General features: G+C 68.1%; 17 protein-coding genes. 10 read left to right on the plus strand and 7 right to left on the minus strand.

Translation table 11 applies throughout. The annotated features are described in order from the left end of the window. Positions 1-174: 174 nt before the first annotated feature. From lepA to AC1DW4_RS00420, 3 genes are read left to right on the plus strand one after another with little or no spacing between them, the layout of a single operon-like run. Positions 175-1983, plus strand: coding sequence for a translation elongation factor 4 (lepA, locus tag AC1DW4_RS00410; protein WP_477015259.1), 1809 nt, complete (start codon positions 175-177; stop codon positions 1981-1983). A gap of 41 nt (positions 1984-2024) precedes the next feature. Then, positions 2025-2816, plus strand: a complete 792-nt coding sequence (locus AC1DW4_RS00415; protein ID WP_477015260.1) for a HipA family kinase — start codon at positions 2025-2027, stop codon at positions 2814-2816. Further along, positions 2813-3664 (plus strand): DUF3037 domain-containing protein, encoded by an 852-nt coding sequence (locus tag AC1DW4_RS00420; RefSeq protein ID WP_477015261.1) that lies wholly within the window; start codon positions 2813-2815, stop codon positions 3662-3664. The genes AC1DW4_RS00415 and AC1DW4_RS00420 overlap by 4 nt, the downstream gene beginning before the upstream one ends. A 239-nt stretch (positions 3665-3903) precedes the next feature. Here the strand turns inward: AC1DW4_RS00420 and AC1DW4_RS00425 are convergent, their stop codons facing one another. Then, positions 3904-4836, minus strand: a complete 933-nt coding sequence (locus tag AC1DW4_RS00425; protein WP_477015262.1) for a protein NO VEIN domain-containing protein — start codon at positions 4834-4836, stop codon at positions 3904-3906. A gap of 278 nt (positions 4837-5114) precedes the next feature. Here AC1DW4_RS00425 and AC1DW4_RS00430 point away from each other — a divergent pair, with 278 nt between their 5' ends. Beyond that, entirely contained in the window at positions 5115-5642 is a 528-nt protein-coding gene (locus AC1DW4_RS00430) for a hypothetical protein (protein ID WP_477015263.1), read from the plus strand. Here AC1DW4_RS00430 and AC1DW4_RS00435 read toward each other — a convergent pair. Both AC1DW4_RS00435 and AC1DW4_RS00440 read right to left on the minus strand, forming a co-directional pair. Continuing rightward, positions 5599-7296: an alkaline phosphatase D family protein gene (locus AC1DW4_RS00435; protein ID WP_477015264.1), complete on the minus strand. Its 1698-nt coding sequence runs from the start codon at positions 7294-7296 to the stop codon at positions 5599-5601. The two genes, AC1DW4_RS00430 and AC1DW4_RS00435, sit on opposite strands and share 44 nt — an antisense overlap. Positions 7297-7322: 26 nt before the next feature. Next, a complete protein-coding gene (locus AC1DW4_RS00440) occupies positions 7323-9893 on the minus strand; it encodes a TonB-dependent receptor (RefSeq protein ID WP_477015265.1) in 2571 nt (856 codons plus the stop codon). A 124-nt stretch (positions 9894-10017) separates the two neighbouring features. Here AC1DW4_RS00440 and AC1DW4_RS00445 point away from each other — a divergent pair, with 124 nt between their 5' ends. From AC1DW4_RS00445 to AC1DW4_RS00455, 3 genes are all read left to right on the plus strand, one after another. Then, positions 10018-10731 (plus strand): hypothetical protein, encoded by a 714-nt coding sequence (locus tag AC1DW4_RS00445; RefSeq protein WP_477015266.1) that lies wholly within the window; start codon positions 10018-10020, stop codon positions 10729-10731. A 71-nt stretch (positions 10732-10802) separates the two neighbouring features. Continuing rightward, complete coding sequence (locus AC1DW4_RS00450) at positions 10803-11759, plus strand: hypothetical protein (protein ID WP_477015267.1); 957 nt, start codon at positions 10803-10805, stop codon at positions 11757-11759. A 14-nt stretch (positions 11760-11773) separates the two neighbouring features. Then, on the plus strand, positions 11774-12322 hold the full coding sequence (locus AC1DW4_RS00455; RefSeq protein WP_477015268.1) for a fasciclin domain-containing protein: 549 nt from the start codon (positions 11774-11776) through the stop codon (positions 12320-12322). Between the two features lie 39 nt (positions 12323-12361). Here AC1DW4_RS00455 and AC1DW4_RS00460 read toward each other — a convergent pair whose 3' ends face one another. The 3 genes from AC1DW4_RS00460 to AC1DW4_RS00470 are packed head-to-tail and all read right to left on the minus strand — an operon-like array spanning position 12362 to position 15722. Continuing rightward, positions 12362-13474 carry an HlyD family secretion protein gene (locus tag AC1DW4_RS00460; RefSeq protein ID WP_477015269.1) on the minus strand — a complete coding sequence of 371 codons (1113 nt, stop codon included), beginning with the start codon at positions 13472-13474 and terminating at the stop codon, positions 12362-12364. A gap of 17 nt (positions 13475-13491) precedes the next feature. Then, entirely contained in the window at positions 13492-15186 is a 1695-nt protein-coding gene (locus AC1DW4_RS00465) for an MFS transporter (protein WP_477015270.1), read from the minus strand. Continuing rightward, entirely contained in the window at positions 15183-15722 is a 540-nt protein-coding gene (locus AC1DW4_RS00470) for a TetR/AcrR family transcriptional regulator (RefSeq protein ID WP_477015271.1), read from the minus strand. Before AC1DW4_RS00470 ends, AC1DW4_RS00465 begins: the two co-directional genes overlap by 4 nt. Before the next feature lie 155 nt (positions 15723-15877). Here AC1DW4_RS00470 and AC1DW4_RS00475 point away from each other — a divergent pair, with 155 nt between their 5' ends. Beyond that, the gene (locus AC1DW4_RS00475; RefSeq protein WP_477015272.1) at positions 15878-19237 is read left to right on the plus strand and encodes a S41 family peptidase; all 3360 of its coding nucleotides are present in this window, start codon (positions 15878-15880) and stop codon (positions 19235-19237) included. Positions 19238-19240: 3 nt separating this feature from the next. Here the strand turns inward: AC1DW4_RS00475 and AC1DW4_RS00480 are convergent, their stop codons facing one another. Then, complete coding sequence (locus AC1DW4_RS00480) at positions 19241-20119, minus strand: hypothetical protein (protein ID WP_477015273.1); 879 nt, start codon at positions 20117-20119, stop codon at positions 19241-19243. Positions 20120-20383: 264 nt separating this feature from the next. On the opposite strand from AC1DW4_RS00480, the gene AC1DW4_RS00485 reads away from it, so the two are divergent. Continuing rightward, the gene (locus AC1DW4_RS00485) at positions 20384-20947 is read left to right on the plus strand and encodes an OmpA family protein (protein ID WP_477016192.1); all 564 of its coding nucleotides are present in this window, start codon (positions 20384-20386) and stop codon (positions 20945-20947) included. A gap of 85 nt (positions 20948-21032) precedes the next feature. Next, positions 21033-23888: a M16 family metallopeptidase gene (locus AC1DW4_RS00490; protein WP_477015274.1), complete on the plus strand. Its 2856-nt coding sequence runs from the start codon at positions 21033-21035 to the stop codon at positions 23886-23888. Positions 23889-23988: the final 100 nt, after the last annotated feature.

The raw sequence follows: 23988 nt of genomic DNA on the forward strand, positions 1-23988 counted from the left end.
TGAAGGCCGCCAGGCAGAGCTTCGGCGACGCGGGGCCTCATACCGCGTTCGCCGCGCGTGCTCAAACGCGGCGCGACTGCATTACGCCAATGTAATCCGCCATCTTCGTGACAACCCTGTGGTGGATCGGTCGCGTTGGCGTGAGCGCCCCGGCCATGCTAACCGCGCCGCACCATGACGACGCCCCCCATCGACCGAATCCGAAATTTCTCCGTAGTCGCCCACATCGACCACGGCAAATCGACCCTTTCCGACCGGCTGATTCAATTCACCGGAGGCCTGACCGCGCGAGAGATGAGCGCTCAGGTTTTGGATTCGATGGATATCGAGAAGGAGCGGGGGATCACGATCAAGGCGCAGACGGTGCGTCTGAACTACACGGCCAGGGACGGGCGCGACTATGTGCTGAATCTGATGGACACGCCGGGGCATGTGGACTTCGCCTACGAAGTCAGCCGGTCGCTGGCGGCGTGCGAGGGGTCGCTGCTGGTGGTGGACGCCAGTCAGGGCGTCGAGGCCCAGACCCTGGCCAACGTCTACCAGGCCATCGACAACAACCACGAGATCGTGCCGGTCCTGAACAAGATCGACCTGCCCGCGGCGGAGCCCGACCGGGTGCGCCAGCAGATCGAGGACGTCATCGGCATCGACGCCAGCGACGCCGTCCTGGCCAGCGCCAAGTCCGGCATCGGCATCGAGGAGGTGCTGGAGGCCATCGTCACCCGCCTGCCGGCGCCCAAGGGCGATCCCGACGCCCCGCTGAAGGCGATGCTGGTCGACGCCTGGTACGACCCCTATCTGGGCGTCGTCCTTCTGGTGCGGGTCTTCGACGGCGTGCTGAAGGCCGGGCAGAGGGTCAAGATGATGCAGGCCGGCTCGACCCACCTGGTCGACCGCGTCGGCGTCTTCCTGCCCAAGAACACGCCCGTCGATCAGCTCGGCCCGGGCGAGGTCGGCTTCATTACCGCCCAGATCAAGGAGGTCGCCAACGCCGCCGTGGGCGACACCATCACCGACGAGAAACGCCCCACCGCCGAACCGCTGAAAGGGTTCAAGGCCGTGCAGTCGGTGGTCTTCTGCGGCCTGTTCCCGGTCGACGCCGCCGATTTCGAGGACCTGCGCGCCGCCATCGGCAAGCTGCGCCTGAACGACGCCTCCTTCACCTATGAGATGGAATCCAGCGCCGCGCTGGGCTTCGGCTTCCGCTGCGGCTTCCTGGGTCTGCTGCATCTGGAGATCATCCAGGAGCGCCTCAGCCGCGAGTTCAACCTGGACCTGATCGCGACGGCGCCCTCGGTGGTCTACAAGATCGGGCTACGCGACGGGACCGAGATCGACCTGCACAACCCCGCCGACCTGCCCGACGTGATGCAGATCGAGACGATCAGCGAACCCTGGATCAAGGCGACCATCCTGACGCCCGACGAATACCTGGGTGGGGTCATCAAGCTGTGCCAGGACCGGCGCGGATCGCAGATCGAGCTGTCCTACGTCGGGTCGCGGGCCCTGGTGGTCTATGAGCTGCCGCTGAACGAGGTGGTCTTCGACTTCTACGACCGGCTGAAGTCGATCAGTAAGGGCTATGCCAGCTTCGATTACGAGCTGACCGACTACAAGGTCGGCGACCTGGTCAAGATGTCGATCTTGGTCAACGCCGAGCCCGTCGATGCCCTGTCCATGCTGGTCCACCGCGGCCGGGCCGAGACGCGCGGCCGGGGCATGGTCGAGAAGATGAAGGAGCTGATCCCGCCCCACATGTTCGTCATCCCGATCCAGGCCGCCATCGGCGGCAAGATCATCGCCCGCGAGACCGTCCGCGCGCTACGCAAGGACGTGACGAGCAAGTGCTACGGCGGCGACGCGACGCGGAAGAAGAAGCTGCTGGAGAAGCAGAAGGCCGGCAAGAAGCGGATGCGCCAGTTCGGCAAGGTCGAGATTCCGCAGGAGGCGTTCATCGCCGCGCTGAAGATGGATGACGATTGAGGAAGTTGCGCGCGCTGCAACCTTTGGAATAGCCTTGTTGTATGATCAAGCTCGCGACGGCCGTTCGTTATGATCGCGATGCAGAAGCTGGCCGGAACCGGCCGCTGAGGGTCGCGGTAGAAACGGCCGACGGCGATGAAATTGAGGTCTTTCTCAAGCCCTCAGGCCGCCCAGAGTTGAGCGTTTCTGGTCTTGCTCATGAGGTGATTTCCGCCTGCATCGCGGGTCGAGTTGGATTGCCAATCTGTCAGCCGATTCTGGTTGAGATGTCGCAGGATTGGATTGCGTCCGTTCATGACGTAGCCGTGAGAGAAGTTCTTTTGGCGAGCAACCCAATTGCGTTCGGTTCTCAAGCCGCTGGCGTTGGGTGGAGGCAGTGGTCCGATGATGACGTTCTCACGAACGCTCGTCGTCAGACGGCATTAGGAGTTTTTGCGTTTGATGCGTTCACCGAGAATCCTGACCGAAAGCCGAGCAATCCAAATCTTCTCGTCAAGGGAGATGAGTTTCGGCTCATTGATCACGAACTCGCGCTTTTTGTTCGGGTGCTGTTCCCCCGAGCCGAACCTTGGAAAGTAGGTTACCTAGCTAGGATGATGGACCCAGACCGCCACGTTTTTGCGGCTCGCTTGCGCGGGACTGCATTTGACCTCCCCGCAGTCGGTACTGCGTGGTCGGCGCTGTCTGATGGCGATCTAGCCGACTATGAAGCTTGCTTGCCTCAGCAATGGGCGGAGGCGGGAGAAAGCGTTACGGCGGCCATCGCTCACATTCGGGCTGTTCGTGATAGGATAGACGAATGTCTAGTGGAGATTGGTCGGGTGCTCGCATGACTGACCGACGGCCGTACACATACGTTCTCCTTCGCTACCGGCACGATCCGTTATCTGGTGAGTTCGCGAACGTTGGCGTTTTGTTGCACCAAGGCTCGGCTGGATTTTTGGAAGCAAAGGTCCGGTCGACCTTGGGGCCGCGCCTAACAAAGATGTTTCCGTCGCTGGATACAGACAGCTTCAAGAGCGGCCTTCAGTCGATATCCAGACGAGTATCGAAGCTGGGCGTCAGAGAAGGCGGCGACATGCTGTCGTCACTGAATGACGCCTCCGGTTTTGCGAAGAAAGCGCTTCCCCCGGACGACTCGAGTTTCGTTTGGAGTCCTGTTGGGTCGGGAATCACAGACGATCCCCGCCGGACCCTTGACAAGCTCTACAGTCGTTTTGTCGCTCAATATGACGGGAAGGCTAAGACCTCGCGGGTGGACGCGGACGTTTGGCGCCCGGTTCGTGATCTCCTTCTAGAGCGAAATATTGCTGACCGCCTGCAGCCGAAAGTCATCCGCTCGTCGGTAGATCAGGTAGAGTTTGATCACGCGTGGAAGAACGGCGCTTGGCACTGCTATCAGCCGCTTTCGTTCGACCTATCTTCAAGCGACAACATTCGAGAAAAGGCCGCCCGATGGGCGGGTCACATGCTTGCGCTCTCCGATTCGGACGAACTTTTCCGGCCTCATTTTATCGTGGGTCCGCCATCAAACCCGCAGCTAGAGGCTGCTTACGAAAAGGCGGTAGCTCTTCTCAAGAGAAGCCCGGGCGCACCCGAGGTGCTGGAAGAGTCGTCAGCTGAAGTGCTGGTTGATCGAATTGAAGATCAACTGCGAGCCCATGACAGGGCCGAAGCCTAAATGACGTCGCTTCCAAGTCGATGCCCTTGTCCGTGAACGAGAAAGAAGGTTCGTGAACAAGACGCGCTGGATACAGACTGTCGACCGGCTGATGAAGCGGGACTGGTGTATCGACACCGCCGATGCGGGCTTGGACGATGCCGAACTGTCTCGATATTGGCGGGACGGCGAAGGGCCTGCAGCTTTCGTCGCGTGGTTTGCCGAGAAGCACTACCTTATCCGGTTCGAGCCTCTTCCGATCAGAACGCGGCCCGCCAGTTCTCGGCCTCGAGCCTGACCGAGGATTCCAGCGGCGGGGGCAGGACGAAGAGGCGGGGTGTAACGGGCAGGGTGTGAAGGCGGTAGAGGCGCCAAGCGTCAGGCCTTTCCTCCGACACCTCGCGCTCCGTGCGGGTCAGGAAGAAGTCCGTGGTCGGGCCGCCGCGCGTGGCCTTGACCTCGATCAGCCGGTCGGAGCCGTCGGGCTCGAAGCTGCGAATGTCGTATCCGGCCCCGTCACCGTGAACATCGGCGGTCCATTCGACCTTCTTGGCGAGATCCATACGATCGGCGGCGACCAGACGCGCGATCTCGTGATTCAGAACGTGCTGCTCGCCCAATCGCCCGAGCGCGCGATTGGCGTTGTCCCGGGTGGCGGGATCGTATTTGCGAACGAGGCGAACGAGGCCGTCCGGGCGGGGTTTTCGCGGTGTGGCCGAGGGCGGCAGATCGGTGGGAATGACCTCGCTGAGATTGGCCGGGGCTTGGATCTGTGGTCCGACATAGGGGGTGCCCGCGTCGGCGAAGCCGTGGCTGGGGTTCGCTGTTCGCTCACCTTTAGGCGAACCCAGGCCAGCGTCTGGGGGAAGAGTTTGGCCGAGCGTCCACGCGTTCGGATGGGCGTCGAGATAGCGCTCCAGCGCGGGGAAGAGGGCGCGCTGGTAGTTGGCCATTGGGCGGTAGCCGCGAATTTGCGGCAGGCCGAGTTCGGCCAAGGCGGCCGAGACGTTCATGTGTTTGAACTCGATAGACTTGTGGCCGCGCCCGATGTGCTGATCAAGCGTGCGGGCGTGGTGGGCCTTCACATAGTCTTCACCGGATAGTTCCGCGCCGAGCATGGCGAAATAGTCGGCGACGATCAGGTCGTTCTCTTCGGCCGTCCAGTCGGTGCGTTCGTTGGGTATCAGGGCCACAAGGCGAGGGTGGCATGGGGGAGGGGGCGTGACCAGGCGGGAGGCGAGGTGCGCGTCACCTCGTCGTGGCGCGCTTCGCTCCTCCTCGACCCCTCCACCGCTTCGCGGTCCCCCTCCCCATTTGCGAAGGCGCAAACCGGGAGGAGACGGGGCGCATGTTCGGTCCCAGAACTCGAACTGTCCGCATTCGCGGCGAATTCGCGTTTCGCTTCAACGGCCGGCGGCGAAATCGAGGCCTCGAACGCGCCTTGTCCCGAAGCGCGGCTAGACTCAGCGGCATGACCTCTGCCGCTTCTCCCATCGCCGCCGACCGGCCGGCCCATTATCGGCTCTCGACCGAGACCTGGGAGCTGATCCTGAAGGAGTATCGGGAAGGGGCGACGGCACCGTTTCTGGCGCGGAAATGGCGGGTGTCGGAGCATGCGATCCGCAAGCGCTGCACCCAGCATGGGGCGACCAAGCGGGAGTGGGGCGACGCCCAGGCGATCGGGCAGGCGCTGGCGCGCGAGGCGGAGCTGGAGGAGGCGCGGCGAAACGCGCAGGAGGCGGTGGCGGCGCGACTGTTCGCGGGTGTCGACCTGCCGGATGACGAGGGCGATGCGGCGGCGCTGGGGCTGGCGGCGACCCTGGCCAGCGGGCGGGCGATGAAGGGGCGGCTGTGGAACGAGGCCAAGGCCCTGACCGGGCTGGCGGAAAGCTATGCGCGACCGGAGACGCGGGCGCGGACTGTCCCCGTTCCGGTGCCTCGGCCCCGCGCCCGCTCTAGGCCGGAACCGGCACCGTCAGGCCCTCGGCATCCCGGGTGACGACCCAGGTCGACAGGGTGCGGGCGTCGTAGGGTTTGGCCAGGAGGGTGGAGACGGACTGCAGCTTCGCCTCGGCGCGGTCGGGCGTCAGGGTCAGCAGGATATAGCCCTTGGCGGTCTGGTCGCAGAAGACGACCTCGTCGTTGGCCGAGGTCAGCAGCGGGCCGAGCGGCAGGGGCTTGACCGCGTCGCCGGGCGAGGGGCTGGAGATGGCGCTGGTGCCGAACTCGACCGCGCGACGGACGCCCGAGGCGTCTTTCAGGTCGTTGATCCAATAGGCGTGGCTGTCGCCGGCCAGGACGATGGGCTGGACCCCGGCGTCCTTGAAGGCGGCGTACAGGCGCTCGCGGCCGGCGGGATAGCCGTCCCAGCTGTCGAGGCCGAAGGGGACGCCGAGTTTGAACAGCTGGATCATCTGGCGGAGCCCTGCGCGCACGCCCTCGGGCAGGGTCCCGATCATGGCCTCGACCTGGGCCTCCGACGCGATCTTCGAGATGTCGGGGCCGGCGACGCGGGCCATGACGACCTGATTGCCCAGCACCTGCCAGGGCCGTCCGGCCTCGCGCGAGGCGGCCAGGGTCCGGCGGATCCAGTCGCGCTGGGCGTCGCCCAAGAGGTCGCGGTCGGGCGCGTTGAGCCTGGCGTTGAAGGCGGCGAGGTCGGGGCGGCCGTCCACGATGGGCAGGTCGGTGGCGTAGTCGAGCTGCTTCTGGCGCGCGGTCAGCCGGGTCTCGACCATGGCGAGCGTCGCCAGGTCGCCGAAGTCGAAGCTGCGGTTGATGTGCTCGGGGGCCAGGGGGGCGCGCGGCTCGCGGATCGGCATCCATTCGAAATAGGCGCGCAGGGCGGCGGCCTTCCGAGCCGGGAAGGGCCCCTCGGTGGCGTCGGTGTGGTTCTCGGCACCCGTGGCCCAGGTGTCGTTGGCGACCTCGTGATCGTCCCAGACGCAGATGAAGGCGGCGCGGGCATGGGCGGCCTGAAGGTCCGGGTCGGCCTTGTACTGGGCGTGACGCAGCCGATAGTCCTCGAGCGTCAGAACCTCATGCGAGGGCTGGGGGATGCGGTTCAGGGCCGCGCCGGTCGACAGGCCATAGTCGTCGGGCTCGGCCCCGTATTCGTAGATGTAGTCGCCCAGGTGGACGACGGCGTCCAGGCGCGGTTCCTTCGACAGGGCGTCGTAGGCGTTGAACAGACCGCCGGGATACAGCTGGCAGGATACGACCCCGAGGACGACGTCGGGCGTCGCGCCGACCGGCAGGGTACGGACGCGGCCGACGGGGGAGACGACCCCGGCGGCCTTGAAGCGGTAGAAATATTCGGTGCCGGGCTCCAGGCCCTGGCCGTCCAGGTCGTGCTTGACGGTGAAGTCGCGGGCGGCCTCGGCGCGCAGGGCCGAAGAGGTGCGTACGATGTCGGAGAAATCGGCGTCGCGGGCGACCTCCAGCGTCACGGGGATGGCGGCCCCCGAGGCGTCGGCGGGGGTGACGCGCGTCCAGAAGACGGCGGAATGGGCGTCAGGATCTCCCGAGGCGACCCCATGCAGGAAGGCGACCGTCGCGGCCTGGCCCCGCGTGGGAGAGGCGAAGGCCGGGCCGGAGACGACGGCGGCGCCGGCTCCGATTCCGCCCAGAAGGCCGCGACGGTCGATGGTCATGGTCGTATCCTCGGAACGCGGAAAACTCAGTAGCTGAGCGTCAGGTTGACGCCATAGGTGCGGGGCTCGCCGGCGATGAAGGTGGGCAGGCCCAGGCTGTCGCCGGTGTTGCCCGCGTCCTTCAGGAACTTTTCGTCGGTCAGGTTGTCACCGAACGCCTCGATCGACCAGTTGGCGTCGGTCGGGACGTAGCGGACGCGCAGGTTCAGCAGACCGTAGCCGTCCTGGAACTCGTCGACCAGGACGTCGGGGACGAAGCCGGTGGTCTGCAGCGAGGTGCGGTCGTTGTTGTCGTCGAAGAAGACCCTGGACTGCCAGCTGTAGGTCGGCTGGACCTCGACCGCCCCGCCGCGCACCGGCAGGGTCGCCAGCGCGCCGATCGAATAGCGGTGGTCGGGGGCCAGGCGGAAGCGGTTGCCGTCGCGCGCGCCGGTGGTGAACCGGGCGTGGTTGTAGCTGTAGGTCGAGAACAGATCGAGCCAGTCGGTGGCGGCCCAGGACGCCTGGCTTTCGAAGCCGTAGGCCTCGGCCTCGCCGGCATTGGTGGTGATGAACTGTGTGCCGACCTGCTCGGTCGTCTGGAAGTTCTCGTAGCTGTAGACATAGACCGCGCCGTCCAGACGGATGCGGCCGTCATTCAGCACCGTCTTGGCCCCGACCTCATAGCTGTCGACCGTCTCGGCGGGCACCTCGGTGAAGATCGGCGCGCCGTAGGGGGTGGAGGGCACGGTCGCGGCCAGCACGGCCGGGCGACGACCCCGGGCATAGGTCGCGTACAGGCTGGCGTCGTTCGACAGGGCGTAGCGGCCGGTGAGGCGATAGGTCAGACCGTCATCCTCCAGATCGCGCGAGGTCACGTCGCCGTTGTTGGCCGTCGGCTGGAAGGTCAGGCCGAACAGGGGGAAGGCGGCGGTGACGGGGGCGTTGACGGCCCCCGGCGTGGCCAGGCCGGTGACGATGGCGTTGATCGCGCCGTTCAGGGCGGCGGCCTGGGTCAGGGCGGCCGGTGTACCCACGGCGACGAGGGCGCGCGCCTGGGCCGAGAGTTGGGTGACCGCCAGCAGGCCCCCCGCGATGGACCGGCCGTTCAGGACCGAGGCGCCGAACGCTGTGGTCTTCTCATCGCGGGTGTAGCGAACGCCGGCCGCGAACTCGAGCCGGTCGGAAGGTTTCCAGGTCAGGTCGCCGAAGACGTCGTAGGAGCTGAGCTCGGTATCGGTCGCGGCGGTTTCGGTGTGGCTGGGCTTCAGATTGGCCGAGATGCCGGGAATGGCGGCGGCGGGCAGGCCGAAGCCGGTCAGCAGCGGCGTTAGGAAGGCCGAGGACCCATAGACCGAACGGGGCAGGGCGTTGGGCAGGGCGGCGGCGGGCGTGCCGTCCAGGATGCCGGCCAGCTGGGCCAGGGCGATGCGCTCGTCGATCTCGATAGGCGAGCTGGACTGGTTCTCCTCGCGGAAATAGCCCGCACCGACGAAGCCCGAGAACTGCCCGCCGTTGTCCCAGTTCAGGCGCAGCTCCTGACTCCACTGCTCGCCGTCGGAGTTGCCGATGCCGGTCAGGATCGGCAGGGAGATGCCGTCGGGATCGAAGGCCTCGGACGTCTCGAAAGTGCGGTAGGCGCTGACGGAGTTCAGCGACAAGCTGTCGGACAGGTCATAGCGGACCAGGCCGGTCACGCCCCAGACGTTGCGCTCGATGCCCAGGCGGCGTCCGCCGTCCAGGGTGGTCGAGGGCGTCAGGGCCGCGCCGTCCGACGGGTCGCGGCCGCCGAGGACCGCCCCGGTGTTCGGATCCTGGGCATTGTAATAGATCGAGCGGAAGCTGACGCCCGAGGGGTTGTCTTCCTGATAGTTGCCGATGATATCGACGCGCAGGGCGTCGGTCGGCTGATACAGGAACGAGGCGCGATAGGCCTGGGTCTCGACGCTGTTGTAGTCGCGACCACCCAGCAGATTCTCGACATAGCCGTTGCGGGTCTTGAGCCGCGTGGCCAGGCGAAGGGCGGCGGTGTCGCCGAACGGCAGGTTCACCATGCCCTCGGCCAGCAGATAGTTCAGATTGCCGATACCGAAGCGGGCCTGGGCGTCGAAGGCGTCGGGATCCGCCTTGTTCTGGATGACGTTGACGGCACCGATCAGGGCACCGCGACCATACAGTGTCGACTGCGGACCCTTGGCCACCTCCACCCGCTCGACGTCGAACAGTTCGACGAAGGCCCCCGGCGCGCGGCCGATGGAGACGCCGTCCTGATAGATCGACACGCGGGGCTCGTCGGCCGCACCGGTCGAGTCCGAGGTCAGGCCGCGGATCTGGAAGCCCGGATTGTTGGGCGACTGGTTCTGGACCAGCAGGCCGGGCACGAAGGCGGACAGTTCCTCGAAATCCTGGACGCCCAGCTTGTCGAGGAAGTCGCCGTTATAGGCGGTCAGGGCGAAGGGGACCTCGATCGGGTCCTGGGCCCGCAACTGGGCGGTCACGACGACCTCGTCCAGACGCGTTTCCTGATCGCCCACCGACTGGGCATGAGCCGTGGTGCCCAGGGCGCAGATCGCCGCGCAGCCCATCAGAACGGATCTCTTGTGTAGACGATCAAACATGTCAGCCCCCATTTCGGGCTGTGCATAGTGGCGCTTGGATTCGTCATCACGACGGAGCGGTGATGCGGCCATGACGTTTAGGCCGTGGACGGAACGGTGCCCATAACGGCGCGCCGGAGAGGGGATGAGGCGGATGCGCGGTCTGGATCTGAGTTCGTGGCAGTCGGCGCTGACGACGGTGATCGGGCTGGCGCTGGTCGCCCTGATCGGGGTCGGGATCCGGCTGGTGACGATGATGACGTTTCAGCAGCGCCAGCAGCGCGCCAATCGCCAGATCAACGAGCGGCTGAAAACCCTGATGGCGGCCTACAAGGTGCTGGGCGGGTCGTTCACGGGCAATCTGGCGGTCGATTCCCGGCACATGCGCGACCTGAAGGCGGCAGGCATGGCCGCGCCGGGCGTCGAGGGGGCGGCACCGCCGGCCGACGGCGGCGACGGTTCGGATCGGGCGCGGCGCATCCGCGATGCGGTGGAGGCGGCGCTGTCGGACATCATCTTGCTGGGCACCGACGAACAGGTGCGGCTGGCGCAGGAGGCGGCGGTGGAGCTGGTCGAGGGACGGCCGGTGCACACGGATGCCCTGGTCGTGTCGCTGCGGGACTTTATCCGGAAGGCGCTGGACCTGGAGCCCATTCCGGCCGGGCTGGCCATCCCCCGGCAGGGACCGACGCGACCTTCAGGCGCAGGCGGGCGTGGAGGCGGTGGCGGCGAGGGGCGTGGTGGGAGTGGCGGCGGCGGCGGCGGAATGGGGGGCGGCATGGGGGGTGGCGGCATGGGGGGACTGGGGGGCGGGACGGACGGGGACGCGGATGCGCCGGAGGGCTCGCGCCGCGTCTGACGCCGTGGGCATGCGTCGGAACGGTGGCGCTTCCGGGCCGTTGTCAGTCGCTGAACAAGGAGTTTTTTCCCATGAAGCGACATATCACCCTGACGAGTGCGCTGGTCCTGGCCATGAGCGTGTCCGGTGCCGCGCTGGCGCAGAACGGACATGGACCCGGCGGCGGCCCCGGCAACGGTCACGGCAATGGGCATCAGGAACGTGGTGGCGGACCGGGCAACGGCCGTGGAGAGGGTCCGCGGGCTGAAGGCCCGGGCGCGCGGGGTCCTGGACCAGCCGCGCAGGCCGGCCCGCGCCATGAGGAGCGCCGCGTGGAAGCCCGCATCCCGAACGTGGTGCGCGAGGTTCGTCAGGAACGGGGTCGGGACCCGAGGCCGGACGTGCGCCGCGAGATCGAGCGCAATGTGGTCGATCGCAACATCGTGGCGTTTCGACGCGACGCCGATCGGGGCCTGCTGATCGGGTGCCCGCCGGGTCTGGCCAAGAAGGACAACGGCTGTCTGCCGCCGGGACAGGCGCGCCAGCTCGAGCGAGCGCGTAACGACTATTCCCGTTACGACTACCTGTGGCGCACGCGAGGCGACGACGACCGCTATCGCTATCAGGACGGCTATGTGTATCGCACCAACCCGCAGGGTGGGCTCCTGGGCTATCTGCCGGTCCTTGGCGGCGTGCTTTCGCCGGGCAACGCCTGGCCGGGTCAGTATGCGTTCCAGCAGGCTCCGCAGTACTATAGCCAATACTATGGTTTGAACGATCGCTATCAGTATCGGTATGCCGACGGCGTGCTGTACGGGGTCGATCCGCAGACGCAGGGTATCGGTCAGGTCGCGGCCTTGCTGACAGGGCAACAGTTCAGCGTCGGTCAGCGGATGCCCGCCGGCTATGATGTCTACAACGTGCCCTACGGTTACCGGGACCAGTATGCCGACAGCGCCCAGAGCCTGTATCGCTACAATGACGGCTACGTCTATCAGGTCGATCCCACCACGCAGCTGGTGCAGGCCGCCATCCAGCTGCTGACCTGATCGGGGACCGAGACATGCGACATGCGAAAGCCTGGGCGCTCGCGCCCCTGATGGTGCTCACACTCGCCGCCTGCGGTGGCGACAAGGACAAGGCGGCGGAAAGCGGCACGGTCGCCGCGCCGTCCTCCAAGACCCTGGCCGCCGCGATCGGAGACCAGGGCGACCTGGACACGCTGCAGACGGTCGTGGACAACGCCGGCCTGAAGGACGTGCTGGAAGGCAGGGGACCCTACACGGTGTTCGCGCCCGCCAATTCCGCCCTGACCTCGGCGGCCGATCTGTCGGCCGAATCGATGAAGGCCCAGAGCGCGGCCCTGCTGCGGGCCCACATCGTGCCGGGCGCCTTGACCCGCGCCGACATTCTGGCCGCGATCGGCACGGCCGGGTCGGGGGGCGCGAAAATGCGCACCATGTCCGACGGATTGCTGACCTTCACCAAGGACGGAGAGGTCATCGTCGTCACGGCGCAGGACGGTGCGACCGCGCATCTGACCGGCAGCGAGAGCGTGGTGTCCAATGGGGTGGTCCAGCCCGTGGATGCGGTTCTGGTCAAGGCCGGGTAGGCCGACCGATACGATAGACGACCGATCGACGGCGGGGCCTCAGCGCCCCGCCGTCGTATCCACGTGCGCGACGACCGACATGCCCGGTGCCAGACGATCGAGACCGGCCTGATCGGGATCGAGGGCGATGCGGACCGGCACGCGCTGGGCCACCTTGGTGAAGTTGCCGGTGGCGTTGTCGGGGCGGATGACGCTGAACTCCGAACCCGTGGCGGGGGCGATCCGCTCGACGTGACCGGTCAGGGTTCGACCGCCCAGCGCATCGACACGCAGGGTCGCGGGCTGGCCCGGGCGGATGTCGGCCAGCTGGTTTTCCTTGAAGTTGGCGGTGACCCAGATGCGATCGGGCACCAGGGCGGTCAGCTGGGTGCCGACGGCGACCTGCTGGCCCTGACGCACGCTGATCTCGCCCAGACGACCGGCGCGCGGGGCCACGATCCGGGTGTTGGCCAGATCGATCTCGGCCAGGTGAACGGCGGCCTGGGCGCTTTCGACCTGGGCTTCCAGCGCGCCGCGACCGACCACCGCGGTGGTCACGCCGGTCTGGGCGATGCCTTGCTGAGCCCGGGCGGCGGCCAGCTGGGCCTGGGCCGCGCGCAGGCTGGAGCGGGCGACGTCGACCTGGGCCTGGGCCACCCAGCCGCCCCGGAACAGGGTCTGGGCGCGGTCGAAATCGGCCTGGGCCTTGGTGACGGCGGCCTGGGCCCCGGCGATGGAGGCCTCGGTCTGGGCCACCGACCCGCGGGCCGAGGTCTGGGTCTGGGCCGAGTTGGCCAGCTGGGCCTGGGCGGCATGCAGCGCGGCCTGAGCCTGTTCGAGTTTCTGTCGATAGATGCGGTCGTCGATGGTGGCGATCAGGTCGCCCTGCTTCACGGTCTGGAAGTCCTGCACGTTCACGGCGGTGACATAGCCGGTGACCTGGGGCGCGATGACCGTGACCTGGCCACGGACATAGGCATTGTCCGTGTTCTGAACGCCCGAGGTGAAGGGCGGCAGCTTCCACGCCCACAAGACCAGCACGACGCCGATCAGGGCGGCGAGCGCCAGGACGACGGTGAACAGGACGCGCTTCCGCGGGGGCGGCGCCGCAGGGGCGGCGGGGGCCAGAGCGGCTGCGGGGGCTGTCGGGGTAGGGGCGGTGGTGTCGGTCATGGCGGTTCTTCTGGAGATTATTCGACGGCGGCGACGGCCGAGGCGGCGTCGGTGGCTGCGGGGGACTGGGCGGCACGACGGGCGGCCAGCTGGTCGCGAAGGTGGTTGAAGGTGAACCAGACACACCCGACCGCGGCGAAGGCGGACATGATCAGGAAGACATCGTTGTAGGCCAGCACATGGGCCTGCTGGGTGATCTGCTGCTGCAGCAACACCTGACCCTCGGCGGTGCGCAGAGTCGGATCGGTCAGCACGCGGCCATAGGCACCGGACAGCTGCTGCAGGCGCAGCACGACCTGCGGATCACCCAGGGTGATGGATTCCGACAGCTGGCTGGAATGGTATTTCTCGCGCACCGTCTCCAGCGTGCCGATCAGGGCCGAGCCCAGCAGGCCGCCGACGTTCTGGCCGATACCGAAGATGACGATGAAGCTGACAAGGTTCTGGGCTCCCTTCTGCAGCACCTGAACCACGCCCTGCATCAGGGCCGGGCCGATGAAGAAGGCGGCGGCGAAGGCCAGCATGGCCTGGCTGACATACAGCTGGGCCGGGCGGGTCAGGACGGTGGCGTGGGCATCGAGGAAGGCCCCCACCGCGATCAGGCCGAGCGCGATGGCGATGGGCTTGTTCAGCTTGGCGACGTTCAGGGTAAAGGCGCTGGTCAGGGTTCCGGCGGCCGTGGCGATCAGGATGACCGCGAACAGGCCGTGCAACTGGTCCTGGCCGATGCCCAGCTGCGTCATCAGGCCCACCGCGCCCGACGTCTGTTCCGACAGCACGATGCGCAGGCCGACGATGGCCAGCGCCAGACGCACGATGACAGGGCCGGCCATCCACTTCAGATTTATGAGCGGCGTCTGGCGGTTGTATTCCAGGATCAGGGCGGCGGTCAGGAGCACGATCGAACCCGCCAGAGCCCAACCGACCCAGGGCGCCTCGGTCCACCAGACGATGCGGCCCAGCCCCAGGACCGCGCACAGCAGGGCGATGCCGGGGGCGAACAGGGCGAAGGTGACGAAATCCAGCGTGTCGAAGACCTTCAGCTTCTCCGATGGCGGCAGGCGCAGGGCGAAGACGGCGGCCAGGGACAGCAGTGACAGGCCCAGCTCGAACGCATGGAAGCCGCGCCACTCGCTGAGCTCGACCAGATGGCTGGAGAACAGCCGTACCGCCGGGATGGCCAGGCTGGAGGCGCCGATGCCGATGACCAGACCCTTCAGCCGGTGCGCGGCGGGGAAGGCCTGAATCAGATACAGGATGCCCAGCGACGACAGGGCGGCCGACGCCATGCCCGCAAAGGCCCGCACGATCAGGGTCGAGGTATAGGTCTCGAAGAAGAAGCCGAACACGCCGATCACGACATAGGCGATCAGGAAGATCTGGGCGAACAGGCGCAGGCCGTACTGCTGGCGGAACTTGATCAGCAGCAGGTTCATGCAGGCGTTGGTCATCACGAAGACGATCGGCAGCCAGGCCGTCTCCACCACCGACGCCCCCAGCGATCCACCCAGCTGCTGGGCGTTCGCGGTCACCATGGCCGAGCCGATGCCGCCGGTGGCCGTGACCAGAAGGCCGATCGCGGCATAGGCCAGCCGGTAGCGCAGGGTGTGGTCCGGAGTGGCGGGCGAGCCGGGCAGCATCGGCCGCTCGTGCGGCTGCAGCGTCTGGACGTACTGCTCCCACGGCAGGGTGAAGTTCTGGCGGCTGCTCACGGTCGGGCTCTGACGGCGTCGATGACAAGCTTCAGCGTGCGCCGGGCGATCGCGTTCCGCTCGGTCGGGTCGGCGTTGTTGAGGGCCGATCCCAGCATGGCCGACAGGATGCGAATGTCGGCCGGACCCAGATCGGCGCGCACGACGCCGGCCTTTTGCGAAACCTGCAGCGATGGCGACGCGGCCTTGCGCAGGGCGGCGCGCAGCGGGTCGAGCAGATCGGGCGAGGGAGCGGCGCGAACGACTCCGCCCAGGGCCGCGTTGCGCTCCAGCGTGGCGGAAAGGGCAGTCAGAAAATCGAGGAAGGCGTCGGATGTCTCGGGGGCGGCGAAGCGATCGCCCAGCGCATCGACCTCGTCCATCAGCACGGCCAGGGCGATCTCGGTGCGGCTGGCGAAGTTGCGATACAGGGTCGCCCGCCCGACCCCGGCGCGCTCCGCGATGCGGTCCAGCGGGGTGTCGATGCCGTCCTCGGCAAAGACTTCGGCGGCCGCGCGGAGCAGGGCGGCTCGACGATCGGCGGCATCTTTTCGCAACGGACGGATCATGATCGGCAACAAGTGGACATGCGTGTCCACTTGTTCAAGGGGTGGTGGTCGAGATCGTCGCGCCGACGCGGGCACCACGGGTGCCTTGCCAGCGTCGATCCGCTGACGGAGTATCGGGCCAGGGTTTGATGTTGGGGGTTGATATGGTTCTGGGTCTGGGTCGCCGGATGGCGCTGTTGCTCGCATCGAGCGCGCTGATCTCGGGAGGGCTGGCCGGCGGAGCCGCGGCGCAGACCTCCGCTCCGGCGACAATCCTGCAGCAGCCCGCGATCAGCGCCGATCAGGTCACCTTCGTCTATGGCGGCGATCTGTGGACCGTGGCGCGGGGCGGCGGGCGGGCGCAGCGCCTGACCGTCGGGGTGGGGATCGAGAGCGCGCCGATCTTCTCGCCCGACGGACGCAGCATCGCCTTCACCGGCGAATACGACGGCAACATCGACGTCTATACGGTGCCGGCGGCGGGCGGACAGCCGAAGAGGATCACCTGGCACCCCGGCAACGACGCGGCGGTTGGATGGTCCCCGGACGGCAGCCGGGTCCTGTTTCGCTCGGGGCGATCGGCGGCCAGCCGCTACACTCAGCTGTTCTCGGTCTCTGCGGAGGGCGGCGCGCCCGAGGTGATCCCGCTGCCCTATGCGCACACCGGGCAGATGTCTCCGGACGGGCGCGCCATCGCCTACAGCCCTTTCCCACCGGCCTTCGGTTTCGACTTCGGCAGCTATACCGCCTGGGGCAATTATCGCGGCGGGCGGGCGTCGACCATCAAGGTGACGACGCTGGACGGACTGGCCACGGTCGAGGTGCCACAGGCCGAAGGCAGCAACGATCTGTCGCCGGTGTGGATGGGCGGCAAGATCTATTTCCTGTCGGATCGCGACGGGCCGATCTCGATCTACAGCTATGATCCGGCGACGCAGGCGGTGGCCAGCGTCTGGACCAACGACGGGTCGCCGATCCGGTCCTTGTCGACCGATGGCCGGACCCTGATCTTCGACCGGCTGGGGACGCTGTCGACCCTGGTGCCGGGCGGCGAGCCGCAGAACCTGAGCGTCGATGTCGCCGGCGACATGCCCGAGGCCCGGCCCCGTATCGTCAATGTCGCGGACCAGGTGCAGACCGTCAGCCTGTCACCCTCCGCCGCGCGGGTGGCGGTGGAGGCGCGGGGCGAGATCCTGACCGCGCCGGTGACGCGGGGGTCGGTGCGCAACCTGACCAATACGCCGGGCGTCATGGAACGCAGCCCGGCCTGGAGCCCGGACGGGCAGAGCGTGGCCTATTTCTCCGACGAGTCCGGGCTGTACGCCCTGCACGTCGCGCCGCAGAACGGCGAGGGCGCGGTGCGGAAATTCCCGCTGGCGGCCGAGCCGACCTATTACGCCAATCCGGTCTGGTCGCCGGATTCGAAGAAGATCGCGTTTTCCGACAACCACCTGCGCAACTGGGTGCTGGACACCACGACGGGGCGGCTGAGTGAAGTCGGCACGGCCCAGGCGCACGGCGGCTTCACCGTCCAGTCGACCGACATGGCCTGGTCTCCGGACTCGAAGTGGCTGGTCTATTCGCGCAACGGCGCGAACCGGCTGACGGTGCTGAACCTGTACTCGGTGGCCGATGGAACCTCGACGCCGCTGACGTCCAACCTGGGCGATGCGCGCGACCCGGCCTTCGATGCCGGGGGCGACTACCTGTACTACGTCGCCAGCAACAATGCGGGCGGCCAGACCTATGGGCTGGACATGTCCAGCAACCTCTACACCCCGACGCATTCGATCTATGCCGTCGCGCTGAACGCGGCAGCCCCGTCGCCCGTCGCGCCCCAGAGCGACGAGGAGGAGGTCGAGGCCGGGGATCAGACGACCGGCGACGACGCCATGCCGGGCGCGAACCGGGCGGGGCCGCCCCGGGCCATCGACCTCGGGGGCATGACCCTGGACCAGATCCAGCGGCGCACGGTCGCCCTTCCGGTGCCGATCCGGGCCTATTCCGACCTGACGGCGGGCAAGACCGGCGTGATCTTCTTCATGGAGCAGTCCAGCCCGGCGGGGGCCGCGGGCCCGGCCGACATGACGCTGAACCGTTTCACCCTGAAGGACAGGAAGGTCGAGGTGCTGGCCCAGCGGGTCGCCAGCTTCGAGCTGTCGGCCGACGGGGAGAAGATGCTTATCTCGACCCGGTCCGGCGGTGGCGAGGCCGCGCCAGGCACCCCGCCGCGCCCGCCTTCCTATGCCGTCGTACCCGCCAACGCGCCGATCAAGGCGGGTGAAGGCGGCGTCTCGTTCGACCAGCTGGATGTCCGCAGCGAGCCGCGCGCCGAATGGGCCCAGATGTACCGCGAGCTGTTCCGCATGCAGCGGGCCTATTTCTATGATCCCAACTTCCACGGGTCGGACCTGACCGAGGTCCAGGCGCGGCTGCAGCCCTATGCGGACAGCATCCTTTCGCGGACGGACCTGAACTATGTGTTCCACGAGGCCCTGACCGGGATGTCGGTCGGTCACCTGCGCGGCTCGGGCGGAACGATCCCGTCCGCGCGGCGGGTGCCCGGCGGCTTGCTGGGGGCCGACTATGCGATCCAGAACGGGCGCTGGTGCATCACCAAGATCTATGGCCCCACGGCCTTCTCGCCCGACGCGGTCGGGCCCCTGGCCCAGCCGGGGATCGATGCGCGGGTCGGTGATTGCGTCCTGTCGGTCGACGACCGGGCGGTCAGCGCCGATGTGGACATCCAGGCCGCGCTGGAAGGCACGGCGGGCCGGATGGTGACGCTGAGGCTCGGCGCATCATCTGGTGCCAACGGTCGCGACGTGACTGTGCAGCCGATCGCCAGCGAGACGCGCCTGCGCTATCTCGACTGGATCGAGGGCAACCGCCAGCGGGTCGATCGGCTGTCGGGCGGGCGGCTGGCCTATGTGCATCTGCCGGACACGGGCCAGGGCGGGTTCACCAGCTTCAACCGCTACTATTTCGCCCAGAGCGACCGCGAGGGCGCGGTCATCGACGAGCGGTTCAACGGCGGCGGCCAGATGGCCGACTACATCATCGAGGTGCTGGGTCGCGATCTGCTCAGCTGGTGGGCACCGCGCTATGGCTCCATCGACCGGACGCCCGCCCACGCCATCCTGGGGCCGAAGGTGATGATCGCCAACGAGGTCGCGGGGTCGGGCGGCGATGCCCTGCCGTGGATGTTCAAGCGCGAACGGCTGGGCACATTGGTCGGCAAGCGGACCTGGGGCGGCCTGGTCGGGATCGGCGGCATGCCGCCCCTGATGGACGGCGGCGCGGTCACCTCGCCCAACGTCGGCTTCTTCAATCCGGAAGGCCAATGGGAGGTCGAGAACGCGGGCGTGGCGCCCGACGTGATGGTCGATCAGGACCCGCGCGCCGTGGCCGACGGGGCCGATCCGCAGCTGGACGCGGCCGTGGCCATCGCCATGCAGGCCCTTCAGGCCGCGCCGCCGGAACAGCCGCATCAGCCGCCGTATCCGGTCTATCCGCAGCGGTAGGGCTCACCCCGCTCCGGTCAGATCCGACCAGCGCCACCGGCCGGTGCCCAAGGCCAGGCGCGGGCCGCCGTCGCCCAGGGTCAGCAGCACCAGGCCGGTGACGGTCTGGCGGCGGCAGGCGGCGGGGGCGAAGGCGATCTCCAGCGCGATGGCCTGACGGACGCCAGCGAGGCCGCGTCCCGCTTCGCCCGGCGTCTGGACCCAGTCGCCGTTCCAGACCAGCAGGGCGCGGGCACCGGACGGCAGGGTGGCGTGCGCGCGGGTGGCGGCGGCGACGACGTCGGGGTCCTCGCGGATCGCCTCCTGGATGCGGCGGATCATGTCGCACTGTCCGCCCGAGCCGTGGCCGGACCCGGAGCCGGAACCGGTGCCTGATCCGGAGCCTGACGCATTGCCGGACCCCGAACCCGCCACGGCCGCGCCGACCAGCTGGCCCGCCGTCAGACCGACCGCCCTGGGGGCCGGGGCTGCCGGGGCGACAGGGGCGACCAGCCGCTCGAGCTGGGGCAGCGGCGGGGTGCGGGGTGGACGAGGCCGGGGCAGCGGCGGGGTCGGTCGGGGCGGCGTCGGTGTCGGGGCCGGATCGGCCGTAGCGGCCGCCGGTTCGGAGGGCGAACCGGGATCGGGCTCAGGAGCCGGTTCGGGCGGGATCACGCGACGCGGTGGGGGATCGAGAGTGATCTCGACCGCGGTCTCAGGTGCCGGGTCCGAAAAAATCAGCGGCGTCGGGCGGGTCGCCAGCAGGACCAGAAGCAGGGCCAGGTGGGCCAGGACGCTGGCGATCGCCCCGGTCGCCCAGGCCCGGTCACGGCGCTTTCGGCCCGCCGCGACGGCTGGCGCGCCGCCCGGATTCGACGTTTGATTTTCGGCACCTGACGGCAAGGGCGGGGCACGCGGCGGCGACGCGGGAGGCGCCGGGACGCGGTCTGAAGACCACCCGGTCGCGTCAGGACGATGGCACGGCCGGGGTCGTGTCGGGGCACGGAGCTTACGGTCAAGGTGCCGGAATCATGCCCCAAGCGGGCCATGCGATGGCCGTCTGGTGCCGTCCAATGATCCCCGCGCGACGTCCGGGCTTGGCGCCCCGGCCCCCTCAGGAGACTTTTCTTGCAAACCCTTTCCGTATCCTCGACCCCCCGTTTCAATATGCTTGCCCGCCCGGTCCTGATGACCGGCGTCGTCCTGTCGCTGGGCCTTCTGGCCAGCGGCTGCGCCACGCGCGGCTTCGTGCGCGACCAGGTCGCGGTGGTCGACGGCCGCGTCGATGCGACCGACCAGCGCGTGGCCCAGGTCGAGGGCACGGCCGGTCAGGCGCTGGATCGCGCCAACGCCGCCCAGGTCCTGGCCGAAGGCAAGTTCATGTACGAGGTCGTCCTGTCGGACGATTCCGTGAAGTTCCCGTCCGACCGCGACGCCCTGTCGCCCGAGGCCGAGCAACGCCTGGCCGAACTGGCCCAGCGGCTGAAGGCCGAGAACAAGAACGTCTATCTGGAAATCCAGGGCCACACCGATTCCGCCGGTCCTGAATCCTACAACGACGCCCTGGGTGAGGCGCGGGCCGAGGCCGTCCGTCGTTCGCTGAGCCGCCAGGGCATCGCGCTCAACCGGATGGCGACCATCTCGTATGGAGAGGAATCGCCGGTCGCGGACAACTCGACGCCCGAGGGTCGGGCCCAGAACCGCCGCGTGGCGATCGTGGTGCTGAGCTAGGCTTCGCCCACATTACCACCTCGTAACTTTGAGACGGCGGCGTGACCGGCCTAGGGTCGCGCCGTCCGTTTTGATCGAGGTCGTCATGCTGCGTTCGCTGCTTCTGGGTTCGTCCTTCGCCGTGCTTCTGGCGTCCGCGCCGATGGCGGCTTCCGCCCAGACCCGTGGACAAGGGGCCAGCCCCGATATCGCCCCGCCACCGCTGGAGTTCACGCACCGCGAGCTGGCCAACGGGCTGGACGTCTATGCGATGCCGGACGCGAGCGCCGGGACGGTCACGGTGACCCTGTGGTACGACGTCGGCGGCAAGGACGACCCCGAAGGGCGCAGCGGGTTCGCCCACCTGTTCGAACACATCCTGAGCCGCAAGACGATCAACCTGCCCTATGGCCAGATCTCGACCATTGTCGAGAACGCGGGCGGGACGCGCAACGCCTCCACCGGCCAGGACTTCACCAACTACTACGAGACCGTGCCGCCCCAGTATCTGGAGACGATGCTGTGGACCCACGCCGAACGCATGGCGCGGCCGGTGGTGGACGAGGCGGTGTTCAACGCCGAGCGCGAGATCGTGAAAGAGGAGCTGCGCCAGCGGGTGTATGCGCCGCCCTATGGCCGGCTGGGCGTCTTCGTCATCGGCGACAACTCCTATGACCAGTCGATCTATCGCCGGGCGGTGATCGGCTCCATCGAACAGCTGGACACCGCGCGGATCGAGGACGCGCGCGCGTTCCACGAGGCCTACTACCGCCCGTCGACGGCGACGATGATCGTGTCGGGCAACTTCGATCCGGCCCAGCTGGACGCCTGGGTCGATCAGTATTTCGCGGGGATCCAGAACCCCGAGCGGCCTCTGCCGGTGCTGGAACGGCCCGTGTCGGCCCCGCGCACGGAGCCGCGTCTGGTCACGGCCTATGCGCCCAACGTACCGCTGCCGGCCATCGCGGCCATCTTCCCCGGACCGGATGCGACCAGCGACGACAACGCCGCCCTGGACGTGATGGGCGCGATCCTGTCGCGCGGGCAGAGCAGCCGCCTGTTCCAGTCGCTGGTCTATGACAAGCAGGTCGCGGCCAGTGCCTTCATGGGGCCGAACGTGGAGGAAGAGGCCGGGGTCGTCACCGCCCAGGTGACCGTGGCCGCCGGCAAGACGGTGGAGGAGGCCGAGGTCGCCCTGAACGCCGAAATCGCCCGCATCCGCGACGAGCCGGTGACGGCGGCGGAACTGGCCGAGGCGCAGACCGAGCTGCTGGCGTCGGACCTGCGTCAGCGCGAGACGTCTTCGGGCCGGGCCTTCATGCTGGGCCAGGCCATCGTGGCCGAACACGATCCCCGCGCGCCGGACGAGGCCGTGGCCGCGATCCGCGCGGTGACCATCGCCGACGTGCAGCGGGTGGCGCGCAAATATCTGGATGAGAACGCGCGGGTCTCGATCCGCTATCTGGACGAAAGCCAGCGCCCGGCCGACGTGGCCGCCGACAGCTGGAAAAACCCGGCCCCGGTGCCGACCTATTTGACCGTGCCCCCGGCCATCGAGGCCCCGAACGAACTGCTGCCCGAGGGTCAGCGTCAGGCCCCGCCTGCGCCGGGAGAGGCAAGACCCAAGGCGGCCCCCGAGATCGCCGAACGCACCCTGTCGAACGGCCTGCGGGTCATCGTGGCGCGCTCCACCGACCTGCCGATCATGAACGCCCAACTGGTCATCGGCGGCGGGTCGAGCGCCGATCCGGCCGACCGTCCGGGCCTGGCCGACTTTACCGCCAGCTTGGCCTCGCAGGGCGCGGGCGGACGTTCCGCGACCGAGATGGCCCGCACGCTGGAAAGCGCCGGGGCCAATCTGGGCGGCGGAGCGGGGGCGGACTCCTCCACCCTGGCGGTGTCGGCCCCGATCGCCTCGGCCGGGGTCGTGGGCGACATCCTGTCGGACGTGGTCGAAAAGCCGGACTTCGCACCGACCGAGCTGGAACGCTCGCGGACCCGCACGGTCAATGCCCTGACGGTGGCGCTGCGGCAGCCCGGGCCGCTGGCCAGCCAGGTGCTGAACCGCATCGCCTATGGGGCCGCGCCCTACGGTGCGCCGGGAACGGGGACGCCTGCGTCGCTGCGGGCCCTGACCCGCGAGGAGATCCAGGGCTTCCACGATCGCTGGTGGCGGCCCGACAACGCGGCCCTGATCGTGACGGGCGGCATGACGCCGGAAGAGGGCTTTGCCTTCGCCGAGCGGACGCTGGGCGACTGGGTCAAACCTGCGGGCGCGGTGCCGACGGTGACCAACCGGGCCGGGGCGGCGACCACGCCTCGCATCGTGGTCGTCGACCTGCCCGGATCGGGTCAGGCGGCGGTGGCGGCGGCGGTGCGCGGCCCGAACCGGGCGGACTCCAGCTTCTATCCGCTGGCGGTGGCCAATGCGGTCATGGGTGGCGGACAGGGCGGATACCTGTTCCAGGAAGTGCGGGCCAAGCGGGGCCTGAGCTACGGGGCCAACTCGTCGCTGAGCGCGCGGGCCGAGGCCGGGCTGATCACCGCCACGACCCAGACCAAGAACGAGAGCGCGCTGGAGGTGCTGGATCTCGTCCTGGCCCAATTCGACAGGGTGCGGACCGAGGCCCCCACCGCGGCCCAGGTCATCGACCGCGAGACCTTCGCGGCCGGCAACTTCTCGCGCTCGATCGAGACGACGGGCGGCCTGGGCGGAATGCTGGCCGAGGCCGTGACCGTCGGCCTGCCGCTGGACGAGGCGGCCGCCTATGCCGAGCGGGTCACGGCCACGACGCCAGACACGATGGCGGCCGCGACCGGCTTGCTGGCTAGCGATCAGGCCTATGTCGTGGTGGTCGGCGACAGCCGCATCTTCATCGACGCCATGCGCGCGGCGCACCCGGACCTGGTGCTGATCCCCGCCGCCGATCTGGACTTGGGGAGCCCGACGCTGGGGTTGTGACCGACGTCCTTCTCCCCTTGCGGGAGAAGGTGGCCGAGCGAAGCGAGGTCGGATGAGGGGTGCAACTCGGTCTGACCGAGGAGCACCTCTTCCGATCATC

The organism is Brevundimonas sp. P2_A6 (assembly GCF_056404975.1).

Bases quoted from the DNA above. Each gene is read 5' to 3' on its own strand.
- AC1DW4_RS00475 (WP_477015272.1), top strand. From the start codon at position 15,878: ATGGTTCTGGGTCTGGGTCGCCGGATGGCGCTGTTGCTCGCATCGAGC.
- AC1DW4_RS00490 (WP_477015274.1), top strand. From the start codon at position 21,033: ATGCTGCGTTCGCTGCTTCTGGGTTCGTCCTTCGCCGTGCTTCTGGCG.
- AC1DW4_RS00455 (WP_477015268.1), top strand. From the start codon at position 11,774: ATGCGACATGCGAAAGCCTGGGCGCTCGCGCCCCTGATGGTGCTCACA.
- AC1DW4_RS00415 (WP_477015260.1), top strand. From the start codon at position 2,025: ATGATCAAGCTCGCGACGGCCGTTCGTTATGATCGCGATGCAGAAGCT.
- AC1DW4_RS00420 (WP_477015261.1), top strand. From the start codon at position 2,813: ATGACTGACCGACGGCCGTACACATACGTTCTCCTTCGCTACCGGCAC.
- AC1DW4_RS00435 (WP_477015264.1), bottom strand. From the start codon at position 7,296: ATGACCATCGACCGTCGCGGCCTTCTGGGCGGAATCGGAGCCGGCGCC.
- lepA (WP_477015259.1), top strand. From the start codon at position 175: ATGACGACGCCCCCCATCGACCGAATCCGAAATTTCTCCGTAGTCGCC.
- AC1DW4_RS00445 (WP_477015266.1), top strand. From the start codon at position 10,018: ATGAGGCGGATGCGCGGTCTGGATCTGAGTTCGTGGCAGTCGGCGCTG.
- AC1DW4_RS00430 (WP_477015263.1), top strand. From the start codon at position 5,115: ATGACCTCTGCCGCTTCTCCCATCGCCGCCGACCGGCCGGCCCATTAT.
- AC1DW4_RS00485 (WP_477016192.1), top strand. From the start codon at position 20,384: ATGCTTGCCCGCCCGGTCCTGATGACCGGCGTCGTCCTGTCGCTGGGC.
- AC1DW4_RS00440 (WP_477015265.1), bottom strand. From the start codon at position 9,893: ATGTTTGATCGTCTACACAAGAGATCCGTTCTGATGGGCTGCGCGGCG.
- AC1DW4_RS00460 (WP_477015269.1), bottom strand. From the start codon at position 13,474: ATGACCGACACCACCGCCCCTACCCCGACAGCCCCCGCAGCCGCTCTG.
- AC1DW4_RS00450 (WP_477015267.1), top strand. From the start codon at position 10,803: ATGAAGCGACATATCACCCTGACGAGTGCGCTGGTCCTGGCCATGAGC.